We start from the raw sequence: 24,862 nt of genomic DNA, 5'->3' as shown, positions 1-24,862 counted from the left end.
AAATCGAATCGTAATTTTTGTATTCTCTCAATACCTCTATAACTTTTGCCAAACTCTCATATGTCAGACAAGCAAGAACGATATTCCATCTCAGATAAAACACATCAAGAATTTATTGACCAAAGTCGCGTTTTAGCATTGGAGCAAAGCGGCATTGTGCAATGCGGAATTGCAACCTGCCGCGAAATGTTTTCTGTTTATCGGAAAAATCAGAGCGTGCATATGCTGTTGTACACAGTGAAGGGCAAAGGTTGGCTAACGAGTGGAATTGACCGTTACTTACTGGAACCGAGCTCATTAATTGTGGTACCAGCGGGTGTCGAAAATGGTTTTGGAATTGAAGAAGAAGAGTGGCAAGTGGTGTGGATCTTTCTTGCACCACAGCGTCATTGGAAAAACACAGTAAAAGAAGAAATACATTACACATTAACGCCTATCGCTGCGGTCATGTATGCGAGTATTCAAGCGCTGCTGCGAACCTTAACATTGCCTGCTGAGCTTGGTGAGCAGGTCGGGCAACGCATTGTTGAACAGATAGAAATCATGCTCCGAGCACCGATTGAACTGCCGCTCTCGCGTACTTTGTTGCGTTTAAATCGCGTCTTTCAGCGTGTCCAGAGCCAGCTGCATAAAGATTGGACAATAGAAAATCTCGCCGCATTATTTCCTTGCTCGCAAGCTCATTTACATCGTTTATGTCAGCAGCACTTTGGCCACAGTCCTAAAGCCCACTTAACGCGAATGCGTATGGAGTACGCCGCTCGTTTGCTTGTTTCTACCGACTGGCCAATCCAACATGTCGGTGACATTGTCGGCTATCCTAACCCAGCAAACTTTAGTACTCGTTTTAAGGTATGGAGCCATTGCACACCACGAGAATTTCGTAAAAAACGAAATGATTAATTCCACGGCATTGGTAAATGGCACTCTTCATTCATAAACTTTCTTATCTACTAAACACGATGAAATTATTGCACCTCGAGCACGGCTTATGAAGGTGATTGAAATATCAATATCATTGAGGATATGGTTTGTAAAAATCAATTTATTCATCACATTAATTAGATTCTAACCACCAACAAAACGGTTATGTGCTAAACCTATAAGAGTAGGAATATTGTCAATATAGAGAGATAAGCGATGGATCTGTTTGCGGATTTTCGACAAGAGGCTCAACCAAAGAGTGAGGATAGTCATGAACTTAGTGTTGAAAATAAGCCATGGCGAGTACTGCTGGTGGATGATGATGAGCAGATGCACCAGATCACTCGTTTAGCACTAAGAGGTTTTTCATTTCAAGGACGACCGCTAGAGCTCTTGTCCGCCATGTCTGGCATTGAAGCCAAAGAGCTCATCAGAACAAAGCAAGATATTGCGTTGGCATTAGTCGATGTTGTCATGGAGACCGAAAATGCAGGCTTGGAATTGGTAAAATATATTCGTGAAGAGTGTAGGAATAAAATTATTCGTTTAGTGCTGCGCACGGGTCAAGCAGGACAAGCCCCTGAAGATACGGTCATCCAAGAGTATGAAATCGATGACTATAAAGAGAAAACAGAACTTACCACACAAAAACTCAGAACCCTGCTCTATTCGATGTTGCGATCTTATCGGGATCTCTGTTTGATAGAAGAGCAAAAAGAGGGGCTTAAACGCGTGATTGAAGCCTCAGCGAAGGTACAAAATACCACAACCTTACAAACCTATGCTGAATCGGTACTGAGCCAGCTCACTTCTTTACTTAAACTCCATGCATCGGCATTTTATTGTATCGTTCAGCCTAAATCTGAAGGCGAAGGTTCGTGTGCTTTAACGTTGGCGGCTATTGGAGGATTTGTCGATTTTTATTCTGACTGTGATTTTTCGCGCTTACCTTCGGAAGTGGCTAAGCGCTGCCAGCTTGCACTGCAAAGCAAAATGTCTCATAGCTACGATGATGCCTCTGTACTTTATATGACAGACAGTCGTGGTGTAGAAAATTTACTCTATATTAATTTGCTTGAGCGCTTATCTGAAAATGACGAACGTTTGCTTGAAATCTATATGTATAACATAGGGTTAACTTTTGAAAACTTAAATTTACAGCTTGATTTACGCGAAACATCGAGGGAGCTTGTTTATAACTTAGCCAATGCCGTCGAAGCCAGAAGCAAAGAAACAGGGGCTCACGTACAGCGGGTTTCTCTGATCTGTGAAAAATTAGCCACATTAATGACCTTACCTGAGCAGGATATTTATATGATTAAAAATGCGTCACCCCTACATGATGTAGGTAAAGTGGCGATCCCTGACAGTATTCTTCATAAACCAGGGAAATTGGACGCTCAAGAATGGGCGATCATGCAAAAACACGTTGAATACGGTGTTGATATCTTAAGTCGTTCAAAACGCAGTTTAATTATCAAAGCGAAAGAGATTGCCGGTTCTCACCATGAAAAATGGGATGGAAGCGGTTACCCAAACCAATTAGCCGGTGAAGGCATTCCTATCAGTGGCAGAATCACAGCATTAGCTGATGTGTTTGATGCTCTTGGTTCTAAACGCAGTTATAAAGATGCTTGGCCGGAAGAGACAATCAAACAAGAAATTGTCGCGCAAAAAGGAAAACATTTTGATCCGATGTTGGTCGATCTGATGCTGGCGCATTGGGATGATTTCATCACTATTCGTGAACAGTTTCCAGACTAGAATCTTTTTTGGAACCGAAAAATAAATCCGTTTTCAGGGAGTAGGATAGAGTGAAAAGCAACCAATTAAAGACGATTGTTGGCTTGTGTACGTCTAGCTTAGCCATCGTTCAGATTCCTTTTGTACAAGCACAAATTGATCCTTCAAATCCCAAACTTAATGAACCTAAACAAATGGTCGCACACCTTGGTGAACTCCCTGGACTGATTAATGCGGATGGTTCGGGGCCATTTGTCGAATTAGTGAGGTACATGGATAAGGTCGACCTTGATACAGAGATCCATATTGAAGTTTTCCCTTTGCATCGAGCTGTACATGGGGTCGTTAATAAGCAAGCTGACTTTGCCTTACCCGCGATTTATGTTGATGATCCTGAAGGAAAGTTACCATTTCGTTTTAGTACGAAGTCGTTCGGTTTAGTGGCACATGTTCTTTATACAAATAAAGCCAATCGAATCACGTCAGAACAGCTTTGGAGCCAGCCTGATAAATACTACGTTGAGGCCGTTCCTAGCTATATACCTTTTGAAGTTGCGCGCTCAAATAGCATCAATGCTTCACTACTTAAAGTAGCCGCTGGACGTATTGATGGATTTGTCTGGGCACAAGAAGAAGCGGATATTGCGCTGAAAAGTTTAGGTTTAGAGAATGTTTCACGCCAACACTTTGCCGATTTCAAGGATGTATTTGTCATTGCTCACGGCTCTAAAGGCGATGAGGTTGATCAATACTTAACGCGAATACTCTCTCAACTAGAGGAAAGTGGAGAGTTGAAAATACTCTATGATGCTATTCACCGTCCTTACGATGATTGGCAACCTTGACCCTCTTACTTTCTATCTATTATTACTTTCTGTTTATTATTACTGCATCATTTATTGCAGCATCATCATTAACAAGTTCAAGGGCCTTAGGGAGAGTAAAAACGTAATGAACACCTTGGCCAACATTAGAACTAAAATCTAGTTTTCCTTGTAATTTTTGAGTCGCTAGATTAAAGACAAGATTCAAGCCAAGCCCTGATCCGCCACGGCCTCTTTTGCTGGTAAAAAAGGGTTCAAAGATTTTATGGTGCAGTTTTGGTTCGACGCCACAGCCATTATCTTTATATTCTAAGAGGATATTTTCTCCTTCCTGTTTGAACGCAATGGTTATGATGGGGTTTTGCTCATCACTAAAAGCGTGGTTGACGCTATTCATCACTAGATTAGAGACTATTTGAGTCAATACTCCAGGTAAGCTGTTCATGGTTAGTCCTTCATCGCCCTCTAGTACGGGTATAACAGGGATTTTCCTGGTCTCGGGATGAAGACTAGCGATAAGCGCGCTTAATACTTGGTGGATTGAGAATTGACTACGACTCTCAGATACCTGATCGACCGCTGTTTGTTTAAAGTCTCGGATCAGTTTGGCAGCACGATTTAAGTTGCTTTCAAGCATCGTATTGGTTTCATTCATTCTCTGCATCAATTCAGAAAACTGCTGACTTGTGAGCGTTTGGTTGGCGAAGGCGCTATTTAGCTCTTGTGTTACCTCAATGATTACCGAACTTGCGGTCACCGCGATACCTAATGGCGTGTTGACTTCATGCGCCACCCCTGCAACTAAACCACCTAAAGCCGCTAATTTCTCAGATTCAATCAACTGTGTTTGCGTGGCTTTTAGTTGCTCAATACTGTTTTCCAGATCGCAGGTTCGCTTGGCGACTTGACGCTCTAAGTTTTGGTTGAGTTTTTGTAGTTCAAGCTGCGCCAGTTTTAGCTCGGTAATATTAATGGCTGTGCCCCGTAACCCGAGAAACATATCCTTCTCATATCGTGCTACTGCTTGAAACATCAAATAGTGCTTACAATCATTGATGATAATTGTCTCTTCACACATTGAAAACGAGCAGTGTTTAGTAATGGATTGGAGTAATTTTTTCATATCTCGCAGTGAGTCAATCTCTGAAAGTAGTGGCTTGCTATTTTCACTGATCTCTAAAGCTTGACGCATGGGTTCGGAAGTGTAAATCAACCTGTCAGTACTATCCGTCTCCCATAACCAGTCGGATGAGACGTCCGTAAAATCGGCTAATCGTTCTTGTTCAAGTTTTATATTACTGTACAACGTAGTTACATTTCCGGTAATTTTATTGGTCTCATCGGCCAGCCAAGTGAGTTCATCGTTATGCCCCATAATCCATTTCTTATGAGGAAGTCTTAGTGGTTTTGGGGGATGGCGAGGGTTGTATTTGCGTAAGTATTGAGCAATAGCGAAGACACGTCGGTTTACACTCTCATGGAAAATCATCAAAATAGCGTAACAAATAAAGGCAGTCTTAATCGCGTTCACGACCAATATCAGTAGAAACTGCTTGATTAAGTAGTTGTAGATTTCTTGAGCATTAGACTCAACGTAGATCTCACCAATCTGCTCTTTGGCTTCCGTTTTTGGGTTGATATAAAGCATGGGATAACGGTGTGCGACTAATTGCTCCATCACTTTTTCTCCGGCACTGAATTGATAACCGCCAGACGTGATTTCCAAATAATCAATTTTAGGTAAGTTCACTAAGCCATCTAAGCGCTGTTGAAGCGTCACGAGATCATAATTCCATAAAGAAGCGGCAAGCAGTTCGGCATGAACGAATTCTATTTCGTGATGACGCTGAGCCACATCATCGAACTCTCTGTCATAGTCGAAATATGTTTGTGCTAACGTTGTCATCAGGGTGACAGCACCACTTAAAATGACAAGGAAAAAAATGATCCTGCGACCAATACGACTCGATAGTGGGTTATCAATGCTTTCATTAAATGTTCGGCTTTTGTTCATCCTGCTTCTCATTTTTTTGAGTGATAATTTGAGTATAGATGTCACATGGGAAGTGTGGATAACATCTTATTGACTACACTATAAAAAAATAGCCAAAACATTGGAGGGAGTTCATGCGTTGGATATGGATATTGTGTGTGATAAGTGCGCCCGTGATGGCGGGAAAAGTACTCTTAATAGAGAGCTACGAGCAAGGTTATGAATGGGACGCTAGCTATGTATCCGCCCTTAAGCAGTCGTTAACGCCTGCGCATGAACTGCATATCTTTGAGATGGACACCAAACGGGTACCAGCGAGCCGTTATTCACAAATCGCCGAACAAGCCTTTAGCCAATATCAGCAACTGAAACCACAGGTGGTGGTTTTAGGTGACGACAATGCGTTGGTTTATATGCTGCCGAAACTCTACAACGAGCCAATCTCAATCGTGTTTCTGGGGATTAATTCAAACCCACGAAAATTCATGGCTCAATACCAAGGGCAAGCCAAAGTGACCGGTATTTTAGAGCGCCCCCTCTATGTGAAAACCATGGGAGAAATTGGCCGGATGCTCGATAAAGATAAGCGTAAAGTATTGGTGTTATTTGATTCGGGTAGTACGGCGAGTATTGCGTTGGAATTTATGCAAACCCAAGCGAGTATGATTGAAAAGAATTTAGGCATTGCGACAGAGATAGCTTCAGTGGCGATAGAGAAAGAATGGCAGACAAGAATAAGCACAGCTAAAGAGCAAGGATTTGGCGCCATAGTCGTGGGGCTTTACCAAACCTTGGTCGATGAGAGCGAAAATAATGTGCCAGCGGATACTGTATTAACGTGGACAAACCAACATACAGAGGTTCCTTTATTTGGTTTTTGGGATTTTTCGATCGGTGCGGGCAAAGCGGCTGGGGGTGTTGTGTTAGCGGGTCGTGATCAAGGCGAAATGGCGGGCAAAACGGTGTTACGCATTTTAAATAATAATGAAGATGCAAGCCGCATTCCTATCCAAATCGGCCAGCAAGGGCGTGCTATTTACCATCAGGGAGAAATGTCTCGTTGGGGGTTAAGCGCACCGGAAGGATGGATGAAGATTGACTGACTTTGATGGGACTGTATTGAATTGTCGAATTCAGCATTACGTCTAAAATAAAAAAAGCAGAGAGGCGGTGACCTGTCTGCTTTTTCTTCATTACAGTTTATTAAACAGCCAATGGCATTTCATTTGATGGATCATGTTTACTGTAAACACGAATCAAACCAACCACAGCGAACACAGACATCAACAGCATCAATGCGCCAAGTGGCATCTGGTCATGAGCTGGAATAGCCGACGCTAAAAGGGTGGCTAAACCAGCCCCAAGGTTTTGCATACCGCCTAACACAGCACCTCCTGTTCCTGCATGGTAAGGCAGTGGTGTTAACGCTCCAGTGGTCGCTGCGGGAAAGAGAATGCCTGCACCGAGAAAATAGACAGTGGCACCACCAATTAGGGTCAATGCGCTGGTTTGCCCCAACACTCCAGGAACAAACACCACCAATGAACCTAATGCTATCGCTACCAAGCCCACATACAAGGCGCTTTTTTCGTTGAAGTTCAACGCAATAACACTCGATAGCGCCGCACCAACTAAATAACCAGGGATCGGTAAGACAAACAATAAGCTGACGGTGGTGGCAGGCAGTTGCAAAACGCCACCAAGTAATACACCTGCAGCGGCTTCAAACACCGCGACGCCAGAGAAAGTCGCCACGAGACAAATTAAATACCCTTGGAAACGTTTGTCACTCAGCACATAGCGATAGCTGTTTGCAACCGATTCGTGTCTGCGAGCCGCTTTAGGCAATGTTTCTACCATACTCGTCATCATAGTGATCACCACGGCAATCGCGAATAGGGATAAAAATAAGTAACTAGAGCGCCAGCCAAAACTTTCTGTTAAGTACCCACCAAGAACAGGAGCAATGAGTGGCGAAAAAATAACGCACATGCTGATAAGGCTATTGGCCTTATGCAATTCTGCTCCTGAAAAACAGTCTCGGGTAAGGGTTCGAGACATTGCGCCACCACACCCAATGCCAAGCCCTTGAATAAAACTACCAACCAAAAACCAATCGTATTGGTGAGCAAATAATGCGAGTAGTGATCCTGCAATATAAATCAGCAACCCAGCGATAATAATCGGTTTGCGTCCTAGACGGTCTGACAATGGACCATAGACAAATTGTGATAGTCCATAAGGGATTAAATAACATGCCATGACCGCCTGCAGTGATGCAGGAGAAACTAAAAATTCTCCCGCCATATGGCCAATGGACGGGACGTACATCGTTTGTGTCATTTGGCCGACAGCGGTCAAAATCGCAATTAAAAATGTGAGTTTCACTAACGGAAACGATGCGGACATGGTCTATCTCCTGCACAATAGTGCAACTACGAAATATAATTAATATGAATAATGAAACTAATGGCCAGCGTTAAAAGTATCGCTCTTTCGGCGCGAGATATTAGTGAGGCTAGGCGCTTTTATCAATCTAAAAGTGTGAAGTTGAGCAAGATAAAAATCTATGATTTGAATTAGAAAAACTAATCATTATTCGGGTGGTTAAAGAGAAATGAAAGACGGTTCCAATGCCTGTGTTGAGTATGGCTCTTGGTGTCTGATAATGTACCTAGTTTTTCTATTGCTTTTGTGCTGAACAGTGACTAATATTTAATGCAAATGAGAATTAATATCATAAAAGGTGTAATTAATGATGTTACCTTTACTTGCTGCATTATTATTTATAGTGGGACTTGGCAAAAAGTTGTCGGTTCCAAATTCATGGCTCTTCTACTATGCACTTTCTGTTGTATTGTTAAGCTGGCTATTCAGTATGAACCCCATTTTTGTCCTGATCCCGTTGTTTATCTTGTCACCTTGTCTTATCCACTATCGACATATCAAGGTGATTAAAATGGCTTATGTGGGCTGCCTGCTGCTGTCTTTTTTCGTCTCTTGGCTTGTGTAAACCAATCCATGTCTTTTCTCGCCAGACATTCCAAGTAGTTTGGGGATAGTATTTGTGAAAATCATAAGGTAGGATCGCCGGCCTTTTTCTGATGCTAGGAGGTAGCGATGTTTATTGGTTTTGACTATGGAACGGCGAACTGTTCTGTCGCGATGATGCAAGATGGGCAGCCAACATTGTTACCCATAGAAGGTAAAAGCCACTACATTCCTTCGACAATATGCGCCCCGACGCGAGAGTCCATTTCTGAGCATCTGTTCCGTCATCACAATATTACGCCAAGCGATAAAATTGGTGAGCAAGTACTTCGCCGCGCGATCAATGTGAATAGAGAAGAGAGTATTGAACTTGCCGCGCAAGACATTGCCTTTGGCCAAGCGGCGCTCGATCTCTATCTGCAGGATCCGCGCGATATTTATTACGTTAAATCCCCTAAATCATTTCTAGGCGCGGCAGGTTTACGTGATGTGCAGGTCAGTTTTTTCGAAGACTTGGTGTGCGCCATGATGGTCAATATTAAGCATAATGCAGAGCAGCACCTTCAGCGCACCATCCAAGATACTGTGATTGGTCGTCCTATTAACTTTCATGGCCGAGGTGGTGAAGAGGCCAATCGACAAGCGGAATCTATTTTACAACGTGCGGCGAAACGCGCCGGTTTTCAGCACATCAGTTTTCAGTTTGAACCCGTTGCGGCGGGTTTAGAATATGAAGCGACTCTGGTGCAAGATCAAACCGTACTGGTGGTTGATATCGGTGGTGGAACCACCGACTGTTCATTGCTAAAAATGGGGCCGAGTTGGCGAGGGCGTGACGACCGCACCGCGAGTTTGCTTGCGCATAGTGGCCAACGGGTCGGAGGCAATGATCTTGATATCTATATTGCTTTCAAACAGTTGATGTCTTCTTTTGGATTAGGAAGTAAAGCCATTTCTGGCATTGATATGCCGATCACGCAGTTTTGGAACCCGATTGCAATTAACAACGTGGAAGCGCAACGTGACTTCTATGCTCAGCAAAACTTGGCAGCATTGAAATTGCTACACAAAGAGGCGCAGCAACCAGAAAAGTTGGCGCGTTTGCTGAAAGTCTATTTTGAAACGCTCGGCTATCAAATTGTACGCCGTGCAGAAGAGGCAAAAATTGCTCTATCTGATCTTACGCAATGTCAGGTGGTGCTCGATCTTCTTTCTGAGCAGATCGAAGTGCAAATTGAGCGTGAGCAAATGATCGACGCCATTGAATCCCCTAAAGCGAAAATGGTGGAATTGGTCAAAGAAGCGGTTGAACAAGGTGGCGTAAAGCCGGATGTTATCTTTATGACGGGCGGATCTGCTCGTTCTCCAATATTACGCCAAGCGGTAGAGCAGCAACTTCCCCACGTACCCGTTGTCAGCGGTAACTACTTTGGTTCAGTGACTGCTGGTTTGGCTCGTTGGGCAGAGATTTGCTATCGCTGATATGAGCGCTTAGCGCTTCGTTTTTGATGCGTAGGGGGCCGGTAATATTGCGAATGATCGTGTTTCATTAAAACATTACTGGCAACCAAGCTACCTAAGCTTATCAACCCTAATCCGATCCAAGTCAAAGGCGTTGGCATCTCACCAAAAACGGGAATCGCCAACAAGGTTGCCACGACTGGTGTTGCAGAGCCAAAGGCCGCGGAGCGTTCTGCGCCGAGTGTTGAAACTGCATATAAATAGGTAAATGCTGCAATGAGCCCCGCCCCGACACCTTGCAGCAGTGTGTGTCCCGCCAGTTCTTTCCACGGCCAGTGTGCAAAAGAGTGTGTGGCTAAGTAGCTATCGACGATGCCTAAAGCGATTAGAACGGCCAATAAAATAGTAGAAAGTAAAGCAACCCATCCCGCGCTGACGAGCGCATGCAAATTTGCTACCCGCGCACAAATTGTAAACATCGCCCACATCAGGCTGCCGGTTAAAAACATCAAATGCCCGGTCAAACGGTTTGACTCAAAATCAGTGGCACTTGAATAGAGGAAAATACCAACCCCTGCCACCACTAAAGTCAGCCCAGCTATTCGATGGCGACTTAACGGCTGTTTAAACAGCAACACCGCGATACCCGAGACAAACAGCGGCAGCACGCCCGGAACAAGCGCGCTACCATCAGAAACCGGAACGTAGTGCATCGCATGGCTTGTCATTAGTAAATAGGGCAATCCACAGCCAATAAATAGACCAATTAAGTAACGTATAGGTACATTTTGCAATTGATGTCGAGTTCTCCAAACCAATGGAGAGAGCAACAAAGCGGGCAGTAAAAAGCGCGTTAATGCAATATCCGCAGGGGTTAATAGGCCGCTCGCCCCTGCCTTTAAAGAGAGGAAAAAGCCGGACCATAATAACAGTGTGGTGCCTATCGCGAGGTAGCCATAAATCATAATTTCATTCACATCAATGGATGGTTTCTCACCATTATCTATGGTTCGGCTTACTTTTATCCGGCAAGTTCACCCTTATTGCTAGATGGTTTAGCACTTATCCGCTATAAATTAGCAAAATGTTAGTGGATTTCATCAAGGATCGAGTAATGGATAGAATAGACCGCCGCATGTTGACCTTATTACAAACAGAGGGACGCTTAAGCACCGCAGAGCTTGCAGAAAAGGTTGGATTATCACCTTCTCCCTGCGCAAGACGCTTGAAACGATTAGAGGAGAGCGGGATCATTGATGGCTATCAAGCTCGCTTAAGCCGGCAAGCTGTCGGAGTTGGTATGACGGTTTTTGTTGAAGTTAGCCTGAATAATCATCAAGCCGCTTCCATTGATAGTTTTGAAGAGGCAATCAAAGAGATGGAAGAGGTGATCAGCTGCCATGTGGTTTCAGGTGCGTATGATTACTTGTTGGAAGTCGTTAGTGCCAATTTATCAGGGTATGAAGCATTTACGCGTCAGTTACAGCGGCTCAACAATGTAAAAGATATGCATACCCACCTCGCCATGCGTCAAGTGAAAGCCGCTACCGCGATGCCTATTTGGGTTTAGAGACAGCACTTTGCGTGCTGTCTTCAAGGTCAGACGTGCTTATTTAAATTGAAATGACGCGAGAGAGTTTTTACTGATTTCGTTGGCAATCAATTGATGGATGGCCGTGGTAGGGTGCGTCACGCCCCAAAATACGTATTTGTCAGAGCTATGGTAAGCGCAATCATTGGTTAAGCTATGACGGTATAAGTAATCTAAAGCTGAATTGCGATTGATGTTGAGGCATGCATCGGTCGCATTTTCAAAGCCGTATTGCTGTGGATTGGCTGTGAGTTTTTCAAACAAGCTATGAGCATCAAACAGGATGATATTTACCCCTTGCATCTGATAATACAGTGCTTGTTGCTGAATAAACGCATTGAAAGTGGTGATCTTAGCGCTGACTTTCGCTATCTCTTCTGCTGTTGAATATTTGAACTGCGGGGCTTTGGTTGCATCGGGCAGGGTGAGTAGAATAATATTTTTGGCCCCTGAATCCACAAGACGAATCATCGCGCTGCTAAAATCTGCTTTGACTTCATATACTTCACGGTTGTAATTCATAAAGTCATTTAAGCCAAATTCAAGGGTAAAGAGCGTATTTTCTGGCTGGTAGTTTTTGGCCATTGTCATGTAATTTAGATAAGAGCGGACTTGATCGTTCACACCCGTCAGCGCGATATATTGATTACGCCCTGCGGCACCGCCAATCGCCCAGTTATATACAGGTAAATTGTGCATTTTTGCTAAATACTCTGTCCACACCAAACCATTGGAAAAGTGTCCTAAAAACCAAGAGTTAGGATTGGGAAATTTCCATTGTGACGCATTGAATATATTTCCTGTATCCGAAAGGCTGTCACCTATGGTCACCATTTTATTAATGACGGGTTTGGCATTTTGTTTATCGTTAGTCCAGATCGAATGATTGTATGAGAACCTATTGTCTGCTGCGAAATAAGTAATATCTGCAGAATCGTGACTGACGCCGAGCGTCTCTTCACAACGCTGTTTTATTTCATATTGTGAGGTGTCGGTATAAAACATATTTTTAAAGCGCACAGACGACCACCAGTAACCACTAATGGTGTAGTCATTTCCTTGTTCATCCAATGCCCACTCCCAATCTGTTGCTGGGTCATCATGATTGCCAGCGGGCCGATACCAACAGCGTACATAAGTGTAGGTTTGCTTATTTTGCGTATTCATTACGCCATAAGCGGTAACTGGTTCTGAGGTGGTATCCGTATTTTCTGCAATCGCCATGGAGAGTGGCAATATTGCGGTCATCAATAACGTCATTAGTTTCATATTTTTTTCTTATTGGTTTAGGCACGTATCTAATAAAGAATAAGTGCAAAAGTGAAATTAACAAACTGGTCAGACCTATTTTGGATTTATGGTGTTAAGCGTCAATCAATAAACGACTATGTCGAACATTATTTGGTATTAAGATCAAACAATGAACTGTCAGTGAAGAAAATACGAAGGGTTTTTTATAAATCCTAATTTAGATAAATAACAATAAGGTTTTACTTTATTAATTTATCCTAATGTTAAATCTTAGTGACTTAATAAAAATATCAATAAAATTAGAGCCAGTCAATGTGTGTAAAAATCAAACAGTTTTATTGTGATTTTAAGCCACATTAAAAATCATTTCTCTTTGTGTTTGTTATTTTAAGATCTATTAATAATTCGCCACAAAGGTTCCAAAAAACCAATACCCTTTTATTTTGTGGCCTGAAAAAATAAAAATGGGTATTTATTTTCTTTTAAATACCGTGATAACAATAAAATGCTTACGAGGTTTATATGTTAATAAACAGAAGAAAAGCACTTAGCGCTATTGCCATTATGTCAGGTTTGGTATGGAACACCGCTCAAGCTGACGTGAATCAGCCGCAAGGTTTGGCCATTGAAATGTTCAGTGAGCTTCAGGATGACAGCCAAATCAATTACTTCAATGCGAGCTATTGGTTACAAGGAGAGGTTGAGCCCCCGACACTAATGCAGATGCGTGACGATGTACTGAACCAACATATGCGCTATTTTGTCGATTTCAGTACGATTGAAGGTGAGTCGCAAAAGACAGAGGCGAAAGCATTGCTCAGGAAAAAACTGGGCTTAACGTTTGCCAGTGACTTTTTGATCATCAGTGAACACAAAGGAGAATTGTTGTTCACACCGTTAGATGACGAGAATGATGCCAACATTCGTCTACTGGAAGCCGCCCCAATTGCCCATTCTCGTCAGCGCCGTAGTACGGCCAGTATGGTGTCAAATAGTGGTTCGGAAACGAACTCTTTGCCACACGTCGCGTTTTATTTGAATGTCAATCGGCCTATTACTGATAATGAATGTACGTTTAATAACTCACATCTTTGGGATCGAGGTACGCGAGTGTTTTGCGATAACCCGAATATCTCTTTGATCTATAGAGTTAATTTAGAGCGTTCATTACAATATGGCACCATTGGCTCTGCGACACCGGACGCGAAAATTGTTCGCATCAGCTTAGATGATGATACAACGGGTGCGGGGATCCATCTCAATGACCGTCTTGATTATCGTCAATCAGGTGCTGATTACGTGACATTAGATGCTTATTTCCGAGACTGGTCGACTGATGCCATCGCTCAAGACTACCAATTTGTATTTAACTCTTCGAACAACAAAGCGCAGATCTTAAAAACGTTCCCGAGAGAAAACCTCAATGCGGAGTATGAAGTCAAAGAGGTATCCGGCTTCCAGCTAGGAGTGAGTGGTGGTGTAGAGGTTAGTGCTGATGGACCTAAAGGCAAGCTAGAAGCCAATGCCAGCTACAACCAAAGCCGTTGGTTAACCTTTAAAACGCACGATTATCGTGTTGAACGTAGCACCAATAATGCACAAAACGTCAGCTTTAAATGGAATCGTAGCCAATACGCGACTGCCGAATCGATGATGAATCGCTCTACGGATGCGCTGTGGGTCAATACTTATCCTGTGGATACCAACCGCATTAACCCGATTGGTTACGCGAGCTTCGTACCCAAAATGGATGTGATCTATAAAGCCGCTCCTAATGCAACAGGGACAACGGAATTTACCATTGATTCTTCGGTCAATATTCGTCCCATTTATAACGGTGCTTATAAGCATTATTATGTTGTAGGTGCGCATCAGTCCTACCATGGTTTTGAAAATACGACGCGCCGCAGAGTGAGCAAAAGTGCTAGCTTTACTGTCGATTGGGAGCACCCAGTATTCACGGGCGGTCGTCCAGTGAATTTGCAATTGGGCAGCTTTAATAATCGTTGCGTTGATGTGGCTGATAATGGCGCGCTCTCTGCCTCAAGCTGTGATGAAACCAAAAACTCACAATCTTTTATTTATGATCAGTTAGGTCGCTATGTGAGTGCAAACGACATCCATCAATGTTTGGATGGACAATCACTGGGTCAATTACAAACCTGTAGTTCGAGTTTAAGTCAGCGTTGGGAATGGATAGAAAACAGCGATAAGCTGAGTAATGTTTTCTCTCATGAGTTACTTGGTCATGATAAAACCAGCGGTGAGTTAGGTTTGTATGCTGATGGCAATGATCAGGTAAGTGTGCGCACCATTACCGCTTACACCAACGTATTTCATTCAGATAGTGAATCGGCCGTATTTGGGTTTACATCGGGTTCATTGGCCTTACAATATGTTGGTCAATCGGGGACACTGTATATTCGCCATGGTGCTGCGATTGATGCAATTGGTACGCAAGCCAATGCGATGCAAGGCGGTGAAAGTGGTAGTTTGACTGAAATTGATCTGAAACGCGTTACGCAAATAACCGTTACTTCCGGTGAGTTCAAGTACGGTGGCAGCCATTTACTCCGTATGACTTTTAAGCTTGATGATGGTTCAACCAAAGTAGTGGGGTCAAAAGACTACGCAATCAGTACCCACGATGAAGTGTTTGAGCTGCCAGCCGGATCGGCAATTCGGCAAGTCAAGGTTTGGTCTGAAGGTTGGTTAGCCGATGGTATTCAATTTATTATAAAATAGCGCAATCAGTTCATGATTGAGTAGTAAAGAGCGCTCATGCTTTTGGCTTAATTAGCTAAAACGTGAGTGCTCTTTTTGTTAATACGATGTTAATTTTATCTGTTGTTTTTTTTAGTTCATTCACGAAGCTGGTAAGCCGACATGAAATAAAGTGCTTTTCTTCTAAAGTTAGGGTGCTCCTCAGAGGTCTAATCTCTGGTGTGGTAACGGTAGGCTAGATGTATGCCGTGCCTAAACCAGACACTACAATAAAAAGGAATTTACTTTGAAAAGAACGATTATTATTGCTGTTTTTTGTCTGCTGAGTACCACGGCGCTGGCGGCAACCAGCACGGTGGCGTTAAGTAAGACAGGCTATACCCAAACCCAGTACCCTATTGTGTTAGTTCATGGCTTATTTGGTTTTGATACGCTGGCCGGAGTCGATTATTTCTACGGCATTCCGCAATCACTGACGAAAGATGGTGCAGAGGTCTACGTGGCTCAAGTCTCTGCAACCAACAGCTCTGAGCTAAGAGGTGAACAACTATTGCAACAAGTGGAGTCGCTTTTAGCTGCCACGGGCGCTCAAAAAGTTAACTTGATTGGCCATAGTCATGGCGGACCAACGGCTCGCTATGTTGCATCAGTTCGGCCCGATCTTGTGGCGTCTGTGACTAGCATTGGTGGCGTGAATAAAGGCTCAATCGTGGCAGATTTAGTGCGTGGGCACATCAAAGAGGGCTCCATTTCTGAAGCGATTGCCGTCAAAATGGCGCAAGGATTGGCGGGTTTGGTTGGCCTTCTTTCTGGGGGAAGTAACCTGGATCAAGATCCTTTAGCCTCCTTAGAAGCTTTAACTACCCAAGGTTCGCTAGCGTTTAATCAACACTACCCAGAAGGCGTTCCAAGCAGTGAATGTGGTGATGGTGAATTACTGGCTGACAATGGTGTTTATTACTATTCGTGGACAGGATCTTCGACCTTTACCAACCTCCTTGACCCAACTGATGCTGCGATGATGTTGACTGGGCTTGTCTTTAATGGCCCTAATGATGGTTTAGTCGGCGTATGCAGTACTCACTTGGGTAAGGTGATCCGCGATGATTACCAAATGAACCACTTAGATGAAATCAACGGCTTGCTTGGGATACACCACCTTTTTGAAACTGACCCCGTTACCTTGTATCGCCAGCACGCTAATCGATTGAAGCTTCAAGGTTTATAACTTCGAGGTCTATAGTTTCGAGGTTTATAACTTCAAGTTTTGTAACATCAAACTTTATAAGGATTGGCTATGAAAAAGCCCGCACTATTTGGTTTTATCGTGATCATCTTGGGGAGCATCGGTGCGGTGCTTTTTCTGCAAAAGCCAGTATCACCACAGAGCGCGTTACAAACGTCATCTCAACAAGATACGGAGATAGACAGCGCATCGAGTCTTGATTTAATTCACTATTTTATCTCTACATTAGGAGAGAGTTCATTACCTGAGGTTGAGCTGCGCATTGCCCAGCATGCTGAGCAGGATGAGGGCGTGGTGATCGATCCAATGCTTTTTGAACAGTTTATCCAATACAAACAAGCATTAGCTGAGTTAGAGGCTAATGCTTCCATCGCCAATCTCGATCTTGCTACCTTAGCTGAGATCAATCAGCAGTTACTGAAAATACAAAGTCAATTTTTTAACGTTGATCAGCAAAGTATGCTGTTTGGTGAAGAGAATGCGTTGCGAAATTTAGCATTAGAAAAGCTGCGCATTAAAGCTCAAGCAGTCGATTCATATGATGAGCAGTTGCAGTGGCAAACGTTATTAGCGCAGCAGCCAGAATACATTCAGCGCAGTGAACGCAATGTACAACTACTGCCAGCACTCAACGCGAGTCGCCATTTGTCCACGCAAGAGCAATACTTAGCTTGGAACGAGTTGGTTGGCGAACAAGGAGCACAGCGGTTAACGCAGCTTAGTGAACAACGAGAGCAGTTTTCTCAGCATCTCGAAAACTATCTACAACAGCGTTCGGCGGTGCTTGAAAATACGCGCTTGAGCCAAGATGAAAAAAATCAGAAAATTACGCAACTGCGTACCCAAACGTTTGAGGTCAAACAACTCAAACGCGTCGAGGCGTTGGAAAGGTTAAGTGATCAATCGCTTTAATTCTGTTTATCCAATAAAGAAGAGCGCGACCGAAGCCGCGCTCAAGTTCTCTAAGAGAAAATAGAATGGGTGGTTACAAATTCACCACAATGGTGTTAGTCACTGTTGCACCTTTGTCATCCATCACTTTAATTTTCACTTCATGTTTTCCAGAGCTTGGGAAAATGGCGGTGAAGAGTTTGCCACGTTTTATTTTTCCATTCGGCAGGGTCCATTCCGTATCGACAATTCGCCCATCGCTATCGCTGCTGGTTGACCACATTGTTACCCAGCGTCCAAGGTGGATGTACTTAGCACTGGCTTTCGGTAATGCGTTAGGCACTTCAACCTGTATTGTGCGCGTAGTGGTGTTGGTTGCGCCTTTATCATCCGTTACGGTTAGGCTTACGGTGTATTGCCCTGCTTTGGTGTAGCTCCAGCTTGGCGCCATTTCGCTGCTCATTTGGCCGTTACCAAAATCCCATGCGTAACTGACTAGCTCGCCATCTTCATCATGGCTGTAGTTGAGAGCACTGACAGATAAACCGTCGGTTTTAAGCTCAAAGTTGGCGACAGGAGCTTGGTTTTGTTCGCTGACTTTTGATAAGCGAATTACGCCGTACTCATTGTCTTGGCCTTGGTTGAGGATGTCGATCATCAAGCCAAATTCCGTTAACTTACGCCCAGCATCTGGTACTAATGGTGAGCTGTAATCCGCGCCATCAGAGAAATTACCATTACCGATTAAGCTTGTGTCTTCGAGCACATCACCATCGGCAGCGACTAAACGTAGAGGTGTTTGATCTTGCAATGAGAAGGTTGCATCTCGAACTTGGAAGCGCGTTTGTGCGGCCTCACCAGTTTTTGACCAAACCAATGCGTTTTGATCCGCATCGACGACACCTAACCAACCTTCACCTGGGTGGTTACCTACCCAGTTATCCGTGTAAGATTCATCCACATACCAAACTAGTAGGCCGGGTTCGAAAGTCATCAACTGGCCCATGCGTTTGATATTGGCTAAGCCTTGGTCGACGTCATTGTGGCTACGCCATTGCAGTAAATAATAGTGTGGCGCTTCATGGAAGCCATTGTTGGTGGTGTAACCTTTAAAGGCGAAGGTGGATGTTCCTTCGGCATCATCAATAAGGGTTTGCTGCCCGTCGACCTCTAACTGTAGGTTATCAAGGTAAAGACCTTCCATGGCTAAGCCGCCATCAGTGACATAGTCAAAGCTGAGTGTCACTTCTTGGCCTGCCCACTGGGAGACGTCAAATATCGCATCAACCCAGCCATCCGACTGACCAGCAATAGCAGGTACAAGCCCTGTATTGTACGGGTCATCCATGGTGGTGATGTTACCAGCAATCGCTTTACCATTGATCAGTACGCGTGCAAAGTCGTAGTCTTTTTCAATCTGATACCATGCTTTAAAATTCAGCGTAGCTTGTTCACCTGTAGGGATAGAAAGCTTACGAGACATGCTATTTTTCAGATCATCGCCTCGGTTTGAATAAAAAGCGGACGAACCTTGATAAGGCTTCACTCCATCAACACGTTTCAGTGGTAAATCAATCTTCACCATATTTGGTCGAGCATTGTCAGTGGTTTGGAATAGGGTAAATACGCGAGGATTTTTCTCTAACTCTGCAATCGAAATTTGATCGTCATTGATCCAACGACCACCGACCGCTTTTTGTAAGAACTGTTTAGACCAAGAGCTGAATGCCGTCGGTTGTGTTCCGCCAATTTTTCCGGCCCAACTGCCAGAAGACATGATGGACCAATAAGAAACTGGCTCACCTTTACCTGTGTATTGGGTATCGTATTCGTCAGGCAAACCTAAATCGTGGCCATACTCGTGTGCGCAAACCCCAGCGGCCGCATCAATCGGTTGCATGGTGTAATCAAAGGCGGCATATTGGCCGTTAAAGCGATCTGGAAGCGTACTTTTTGTGCCTTGAAGGACATAAGGTTGGCCGAGATTATAACGGTGGGACCATATGGCGTCAGGTCCAAGCACACCGCCGCCGGCTTCTTCACCAACGGATGCATGGAACACCATCAAGTGATCGATTACGCCGTCCGGTTCGCGGAAGTTGCCATTACCATTGTAATCGTAACGATCTTCAATATCGTAATCGGCCAGATTAATACTAGGGTCTTGCGCCAGTTGGTTCAGTGCTTCGCGCACCAACTCTTGCGCATTCATATCTTTGTCTGTTGTTGCAGAGTTGCCCCCGTAAAACGCGGCGTTTTTAGACGCGCGATACCAACCTGCGGCTTGCCCGGCCACACTGTAGCTTTGCCCAGACTCGCTTTCATAATACTGACGCATCGAGATGAAATTTTCTCCATTAGGGCCTGCATAGCCCGCATCGGAAAAAAGCAGATCTTGATAGTGAGGTGGATTGTAGCTGGCATAGAGCATTTCAGTATGCTCTTTGGTCAGGCGGTTATCGTTCCAAGGTAAATCGGGAAAATCAATTAAAAGCGCTAATACCTTATCGGTGCGTTTGGTGCTGATATCGAGAGCAAAAACGCTGGCTTTTTGGTGGCCTTTTTGTTTTTCAATGGTCTTTAATACCCGTGCGCGTTGCTCAAGAGCTTGCTTACCAAATTGCGCATCACCGTGGAAGCCCGATTTGATTTTTTGCTCTAAATAACGATCCAAGGCATCGCGCTTGATTGCATCGGTAGCACTGCCATCCACAACACCGTTACGCACTAACATTTCAATGAGTTTATCTTCATTGACTACCCCTAAATCAATCGGGGTGTGCGCATAAGCACTGACGTTAAATAGTGTTACCATTGCTGACGCAAGCAAGGTTTTCCTTATGTGTTTCATCTGCTTTCCTTATTTTTCTTTCTGTATTTATTTATGGTATTAACAATTTCACTGAACTGATTTCCATACGACTGAGCGCTATAGAGAATAAATGGCTTTCATCGCCATAAAATAGAATTCATGGACGCAATGAGTGGCTGGTATATTCTTATCTAGGCAAGTTTTCTGAGTGTTATTCAGTGAAGATTGAACGGGTGATTTAGTCGCTCTTCGGCGGAGAAATACACGCTTCTTCTTGATGAGTTGTCGAATTGAGAGACTTTTCTTTGTGGTGTTTTCTTTGTAGATAAAGGGCAAGTGCTTGTTGTTGCTGTTCTGATGTCAGCCCTTCACATATCACACCTCGTTCGATTAATGAGGCGAGCAACCGTTCATCATCAACTGAAGATTGAGCAAGGCTAATTGATGAGTAACTAATTAATAAAAAATAAATTAAATGTTTCACAGTATATCCATATAATGTGTGAATTATTCGTAACAATCTATATATCAGTCATACGCATAGCAAGTGTAAATAATTGTTGTTTTGAAATAACATCATATTTTAAACATAACTAGTTAACATTTGGTTTGTTTTTAATTGATAAATATGTCGGTTCTTTATTCTTAAATTTAGAATTAATAATTGATGGATTTGTATTTTATTCTTAGTGATGAAGATGAAATTCTTTAGATAAATAAAGTGATAAGTTAGAATTCAATCGAAAGTGAATGTTGGGTTAAAACCAACAATGACTAATAATAGGTTTAGTATTTTTAATAATATGAACTTTGCTAAAAGATGATTTTAGTTCAATAAATAATTCATCATTTAAGCCTGCATTTAAGAGTCATTAACTTGTGGCGTTGATGAGCCAAGTGGCAAAGGTATCGTTGCCTGGACACCTTGCAGCCATTGAGCAAACGTGCTTTATTGAAATCAGTGACTGATTATTTTGGAATGTTTGCATTATGTGCCGCTGGCTCGCCTACCAAGGAACTCCTATCTACCTCGATCAACTGGTTTATCAACCGGAACACTCTCTCGTGCACCAAAGTTTAGAAGCGCGTAAAGCGGTCACCCGTGTCAACGCTGATGGGTTTGGGCTGGGTTGGTATACCGAACGCACTACACCCGGGCAGTTTCATGAAGTCTTACCCGCTTGGGGAGATGAAAACCTGCGATCCTTAACGCATCATATTCGTTCTCACCGTTTTATGGCGCATGTGCGTTCGTCCACCGGAACGCAGGTTTCCCGTTCTAACTGTCATCCGTTTATTTTGGATCACTGGATGTTTTTACATAACGGGCAAATTGGTGAGTTTGAAAAAGTGAAATTCGCCTTAGAACGGCAGCTACCAGAATCGCTATACATCAAGCGTGTTGGGACAACGGATAGTGAATTGATTTTTTTATTGATGATGAGTAATGGGTTACGCAGTCAGCCAGTACAAGCCATTACGATCACGATTGGTCAAATTGCGCAGGCTTTGGCGGAGAAACAGATAGTCACACCTTTTAAAGCTTCGATTTGTATCTCTGATGGGCAAGATTTTTGGTTAGTGCGTTATAGCTCTGATGGTAATCCGCCGACCGTGTTTAGTAAAAGCGAAGGCGATAATATGGTGGTTGCGTCAGAACCCCTTGACAGTGAAAGTGGTTGGCAAATGATTGAGCCGCAAACCATTACTCATGTGATTGGCACTCAATGTACTGTGTATCCGATCACTTAGTTAGTGGTGGAAAACAATTAGTAATGTATTGATATATAAGATCTATTGGTTAATCGATTGCTCTCTCATGAGAGCAATTCTTTTTTGAAGTAAGATCCTGGTTTCTGTGCATCAAGTTTCATTTTGTTGATGTGATTCTGATATAAATCGCGACTCATTCATTTCTATGATCTATAGAGAGTCGTTACTATGCTTATTGCTCCTGTTCCATCTATTCATTCCCCTCGTCCCAACCCTAATGCTTTGCTATTGGCATTATCGTTAGCAGGATTACCGTCTTTTTCTTATGCATTAGATGCCTGCCAGTTTAATGATATCACCCAAGCACAAGAGCCCATTTTAGCGATTAAAAATGCACAACCAGACTGTTATAACTCGTGGTTTTATACCGATAGTAAAGCCATCTTGGGTCTATACAGTGAAAATAGTATAGACAGCATTAACCGAGCGCTGGCGTTAGAGGTTTCGCAATATCAAGGAACGGAAGCGCAAGCCAAATCTATTGCTAATTTGGGGGAGTTTATCCGTGCTGCGTATTATGTGCGCTATGGTGTAAAACAAGATTTTGGTGATTATTCGGACCAATTGAGTAATGCGATTGCGGATACGATTAACCAGTTTATGTTATCGCCTTATAGTTTGAGCTTAGGTCGTGAACAAGTGGCGGCCATGTCGAGCTTAACGTTAATGGTCGATAACGTGAAACGCCTACCTTCAACGATGGCGAATTTCATCGTGCTATTGGACGCCTTTAACCCACAAACGGCGCAAGATGTGCAGTTTGTTGATGGTTTAAATAACTTATTTCGATCCATGAGCGGCCATGCTTCGCGTGATGATTTTTATCAACATATTGAAGCCCATCCAGAATATTTGGAGACACTGTACCGTTTTGCCACTGAGCATGATTGGGCGTTAGGAACCGATGCCGATTTCATTTTGTACAATGCGGTGCGTGAAACGGGGCGCTTACTGGTTAGCCCTTACCCAAACACCAAAACTCGAGTCATTGCGATTTTAGAAAAAGTATTGGAACGTTACCCGCTGGGTGGACGTAGCGATAAACTCTGGATTGCTGCGGTTGAAATGCTTTCTTACTACGCGCCAGAGACATTGGAAGCGCTTAATTTAACGCAAGCTAAGCAGCAACTTGAACAGCGTATCATGCCAAATCGCCATCAATGTGATGGGCCTGCTATTATCCGCTCGCAAGGCTTAACACCTCAGCAAGCAGAGCAAGCGTGTGGCATTTTGAATGAGAAAGAAGCCGACTTCCATACCGTCGTGAATACCGGTTTCACGCCCGTGGCCGATGATCTTAATCAACAAGTGGAAGTGGTGGTATTTGATAGCAACGAAAGTTATGTCAGTTATTCCAACTTCTTGTTTGGCAATACTACCAACAACGGCGGGCAATACCTTGAAGGCAACCCGGCTGATGCCAACAACACAGCGCGCTTTGTCGCTTACCGATATGCGCAGGATGAGGCGTTGTCTATTCTCAATTTAGAGCATGAATATGTGCATTATTTGGACGGACGCTACAATCAATACGGTTCATTTTCTCTCAATTTAAGTGAAGGCCATATCGTGTGGTGGTTGGAAGGCTTCGCTGAATACATGCACTATAAAAAAGGCTACCAAGCGGCGGTAGACTTAATTGCTGAGAAAAAACTGAGCCTCACGCAAGTGCTAGCCACTACTTATCAAAATGACACCAATCAAATTTATCGCTGGGGCTATTTAGCGGTTCGTTTTATGCTGGAAAACCATCCCAATGAAGTGGATCAACTGCTAGCGCTATCACGTAGTGGCGATTTCAAAGCATGGGCTGAGCAAGTGAAACGGATCGGCAAAAGCCTAGACAGCGAATTTTCAACTTGGTTAGACACTTTGACAACGGACAGTGGTAATCCAGACGATCCGACTGTGCCGCCAATTCAACCAGAAGACACGATGAATCATTTAGCGTTAGGGCAAAGTGTTACCTTGTCGGGTGAGCAGTACAGTGAACAACTCTATTATATTGATGTTCCAGATAATGTCAGTGAATTGTCGATTAATATTAGCGGTGATGGTGACGCCGATCTTTATTTAAGTTATGAAAAAATTGCGCATTATTATGATTATCAAATAACAAATTTTGAACTGCATAGTAATGAAACAATTGCACTAGAAAAACAAGCCAATGGTACCGTTTTACCGGGTCGCTATTATTTTAGTATTACGGGTAGAGAAGCTTACCAGCGTGTTGAATTAAATACGAAAGTAAGTTACGCCATTACCGATAATACGCAAAAGCCTAGTGATGATTTAGCACCTGTTGTTCTCGAAAATCGTCAGCCAATGACGTTGGGTATTCATCAAACTCGCTATGCAGCGATTTATGTACCAGAGGGAATGAGCAGTGTCAAAGTTTGGCTCCAGCCTATTGATAAGATGGCAGCCCACAATGTTGATCTTTATGCAGAAAGCGAGCACTGGCCTACATTGACTCATTTTGACCAAGCGTCTAAGCGCTCTGATAGTTATGAGTATATCGAACTGCCAGTGACACAAGCGGGCTATGTCCATTTCATGCTTAATGCACAGCAAGCCAATAGCCAAGTCGAGCTCTATGCAACTTATGAATAACTAATGAATAAAAAGAAGTGTAAAA

The 24,862-nt window shown here is 43.4% G+C and carries 18 protein-coding genes; 12 read left to right on the top strand and 6 right to left on the bottom strand.

Annotated elements, in window-relative coordinates:
• Positions 1–60: 60 nt before the first annotated feature.
• The 3 genes from AACR75_RS03130 to AACR75_RS03120 all read left to right on the top strand — a co-directional run bounded on the left by AACR75_RS03130 (position 61) and on the right by AACR75_RS03120 (position 3,512).
• Complete coding sequence (locus AACR75_RS03130) at positions 61–903, top strand: AraC family transcriptional regulator (RefSeq protein ID WP_026028903.1); 843 nt, start codon at positions 61–63, stop codon at positions 901–903.
• A 237-nt stretch (positions 904–1,140) separates the two neighbouring features.
• The gene (locus AACR75_RS03125) at positions 1,141–2,688 is read left to right on the top strand and encodes a DUF3369 domain-containing protein (protein ID WP_047688674.1); all 1,548 of its coding nucleotides are present in this window, start codon (positions 1,141–1,143) and stop codon (positions 2,686–2,688) included.
• A 50-nt stretch (positions 2,689–2,738) separates the two neighbouring features.
• On the top strand, positions 2,739–3,512 hold the full coding sequence (locus AACR75_RS03120) for a transporter substrate-binding domain-containing protein (RefSeq protein ID WP_047688672.1): 774 nt from the start codon (positions 2,739–2,741) through the stop codon (positions 3,510–3,512).
• Positions 3,513–3,534: 22 nt separating this feature from the next.
• Here the strand turns inward: AACR75_RS03120 and AACR75_RS03115 are convergent, their stop codons facing one another.
• The gene (locus AACR75_RS03115; protein ID WP_212752700.1) at positions 3,535–5,505 is read right to left on the bottom strand and encodes a sensor histidine kinase; all 1,971 of its coding nucleotides are present in this window, start codon (positions 5,503–5,505) and stop codon (positions 3,535–3,537) included.
• A 113-nt stretch (positions 5,506–5,618) separates the two neighbouring features.
• Here AACR75_RS03115 and AACR75_RS03110 point away from each other — a divergent pair, with 113 nt between their 5' ends.
• Positions 5,619–6,587, top strand: coding sequence for an ABC transporter substrate-binding protein (locus tag AACR75_RS03110; protein WP_047688667.1), 969 nt, complete (start codon positions 5,619–5,621; stop codon positions 6,585–6,587).
• A gap of 100 nt (positions 6,588–6,687) precedes the next feature.
• Here the strand turns inward: AACR75_RS03110 and emrD are convergent, their stop codons facing one another.
• Positions 6,688–7,893, bottom strand: a complete 1,206-nt coding sequence (gene emrD, locus AACR75_RS03105) for a multidrug efflux MFS transporter EmrD (RefSeq protein WP_013868437.1) — start codon at positions 7,891–7,893, stop codon at positions 6,688–6,690.
• A gap of 346 nt (positions 7,894–8,239) precedes the next feature.
• Between emrD and AACR75_RS03100 the strand changes: the two genes are divergently transcribed.
• Positions 8,240–8,497, top strand: coding sequence for a hypothetical protein (locus AACR75_RS03100; RefSeq protein ID WP_017045096.1), 258 nt, complete (start codon positions 8,240–8,242; stop codon positions 8,495–8,497).
• A 107-nt stretch (positions 8,498–8,604) separates the two neighbouring features.
• The gene (yegD, locus tag AACR75_RS03095; RefSeq protein ID WP_017045097.1) at positions 8,605–9,957 is read left to right on the top strand and encodes a molecular chaperone; all 1,353 of its coding nucleotides are present in this window, start codon (positions 8,605–8,607) and stop codon (positions 9,955–9,957) included.
• On the opposite strand, the gene AACR75_RS03090 is transcribed toward yegD, so the two are convergent.
• Positions 9,948–10,901, bottom strand: a complete 954-nt coding sequence (locus AACR75_RS03090; protein ID WP_026028600.1) for a DMT family transporter — start codon at positions 10,899–10,901, stop codon at positions 9,948–9,950. The genes yegD and AACR75_RS03090 overlap by 10 nt on opposite strands.
• A 149-nt stretch (positions 10,902–11,050) precedes the next feature.
• Between AACR75_RS03090 and AACR75_RS03085 the strand changes: the two genes are divergently transcribed.
• On the top strand, positions 11,051–11,506 hold the full coding sequence (locus AACR75_RS03085; protein WP_026027548.1) for an Lrp/AsnC family transcriptional regulator: 456 nt from the start codon (positions 11,051–11,053) through the stop codon (positions 11,504–11,506).
• Between the two features lie 39 nt (positions 11,507–11,545).
• On the opposite strand, the gene AACR75_RS03080 is transcribed toward AACR75_RS03085, so the two are convergent.
• On the bottom strand, positions 11,546–12,796 hold the full coding sequence (locus AACR75_RS03080) for an SGNH/GDSL hydrolase family protein (RefSeq protein WP_017048200.1): 1,251 nt from the start codon (positions 12,794–12,796) through the stop codon (positions 11,546–11,548).
• Positions 12,797–13,300: 504 nt separating this feature from the next.
• Between AACR75_RS03080 and AACR75_RS03075 the strand changes: the two genes are divergently transcribed.
• The 3 genes from AACR75_RS03075 (at position 13,301) to AACR75_RS03065 (ending at position 17,660) form a co-directional block, all read left to right on the top strand.
• Positions 13,301–15,523, top strand: a complete 2,223-nt coding sequence (locus AACR75_RS03075) for a leukocidin family pore-forming toxin (protein WP_047688665.1) — start codon at positions 13,301–13,303, stop codon at positions 15,521–15,523.
• A 265-nt stretch (positions 15,524–15,788) separates the two neighbouring features.
• Positions 15,789–16,730: a lipase family alpha/beta hydrolase gene (locus tag AACR75_RS03070; RefSeq protein WP_017049996.1), complete on the top strand. Its 942-nt coding sequence runs from the start codon at positions 15,789–15,791 to the stop codon at positions 16,728–16,730.
• Positions 16,731–16,799: 69 nt separating this feature from the next.
• On the top strand, positions 16,800–17,660 hold the full coding sequence (locus tag AACR75_RS03065) for a lipase secretion chaperone (RefSeq protein WP_047688663.1): 861 nt from the start codon (positions 16,800–16,802) through the stop codon (positions 17,658–17,660).
• A 73-nt stretch (positions 17,661–17,733) separates the two neighbouring features.
• On the opposite strand, the gene AACR75_RS03060 is transcribed toward AACR75_RS03065, so the two are convergent.
• Entirely contained in the window at positions 17,734–20,490 is a 2,757-nt protein-coding gene (locus AACR75_RS03060; protein ID WP_047688660.1) for an immune inhibitor A domain-containing protein, read from the bottom strand.
• 199 nt (positions 20,491–20,689) lie between these two features.
• Entirely contained in the window at positions 20,690–20,935 is a 246-nt protein-coding gene (locus AACR75_RS03055) for a hypothetical protein (protein WP_017043657.1), read from the bottom strand.
• Between the two features lie 506 nt (positions 20,936–21,441).
• On the opposite strand from AACR75_RS03055, the gene AACR75_RS03050 reads away from it, so the two are divergent.
• Positions 21,442–22,203 (top strand): class II glutamine amidotransferase, encoded by a 762-nt coding sequence (locus AACR75_RS03050; RefSeq protein WP_047688658.1) that lies wholly within the window; start codon positions 21,442–21,444, stop codon positions 22,201–22,203.
• Between the two features lie 189 nt (positions 22,204–22,392).
• Entirely contained in the window at positions 22,393–24,837 is a 2,445-nt protein-coding gene (locus tag AACR75_RS03045) for a M9 family metallopeptidase (RefSeq protein WP_052190329.1), read from the top strand.
• Positions 24,838–24,862 lie beyond the last annotated feature (25 nt).

Origin of the sequence: Vibrio sp. ZOR0018, assembly GCF_963865925.1 — a bacterium.
Taxonomy (GTDB): domain Bacteria; phylum Pseudomonadota; class Gammaproteobacteria; order Enterobacterales; family Vibrionaceae; genus Vibrio; species Vibrio anguillarum.
Note: the sequence above shows the minus strand (reverse complement) of the source record. Positions and strands in the feature narration are given on the sequence as shown.

Coding starts and splice junctions, on each gene's coding strand:
- yegD (WP_017045097.1), top strand. CDS start 8,605: ATGTTTATTGGTTTTGACTATGGAACGGCGAACTGTTCTGTCGCGATG.
- AACR75_RS03130 (WP_026028903.1), top strand. CDS start 61: ATGTCAGACAAGCAAGAACGATATTCCATCTCAGATAAAACACATCAA.
- AACR75_RS03125 (WP_047688674.1), top strand. CDS start 1,141: ATGGATCTGTTTGCGGATTTTCGACAAGAGGCTCAACCAAAGAGTGAG.
- AACR75_RS03045 (WP_052190329.1), top strand. CDS start 22,393: ATGCTTATTGCTCCTGTTCCATCTATTCATTCCCCTCGTCCCAACCCT.
- emrD (WP_013868437.1), bottom strand. CDS start 7,893: ATGTCCGCATCGTTTCCGTTAGTGAAACTCACATTTTTAATTGCGATT.
- AACR75_RS03115 (WP_212752700.1), bottom strand. CDS start 5,505: ATGAACAAAAGCCGAACATTTAATGAAAGCATTGATAACCCACTATCG.
- AACR75_RS03110 (WP_047688667.1), top strand. CDS start 5,619: ATGCGTTGGATATGGATATTGTGTGTGATAAGTGCGCCCGTGATGGCG.
- AACR75_RS03050 (WP_047688658.1), top strand. CDS start 21,442: ATGTGCCGCTGGCTCGCCTACCAAGGAACTCCTATCTACCTCGATCAA.
- AACR75_RS03080 (WP_017048200.1), bottom strand. CDS start 12,796: ATGAAACTAATGACGTTATTGATGACCGCAATATTGCCACTCTCCATG.
- AACR75_RS03065 (WP_047688663.1), top strand. CDS start 16,800: ATGAAAAAGCCCGCACTATTTGGTTTTATCGTGATCATCTTGGGGAGC.
- AACR75_RS03100 (WP_017045096.1), top strand. CDS start 8,240: ATGATGTTACCTTTACTTGCTGCATTATTATTTATAGTGGGACTTGGC.
- AACR75_RS03090 (WP_026028600.1), bottom strand. CDS start 10,901: ATGATTTATGGCTACCTCGCGATAGGCACCACACTGTTATTATGGTCC.
- AACR75_RS03060 (WP_047688660.1), bottom strand. CDS start 20,490: ATGAAACACATAAGGAAAACCTTGCTTGCGTCAGCAATGGTAACACTA.
- AACR75_RS03085 (WP_026027548.1), top strand. CDS start 11,051: ATGGATAGAATAGACCGCCGCATGTTGACCTTATTACAAACAGAGGGA.
- AACR75_RS03075 (WP_047688665.1), top strand. CDS start 13,301: ATGTTAATAAACAGAAGAAAAGCACTTAGCGCTATTGCCATTATGTCA.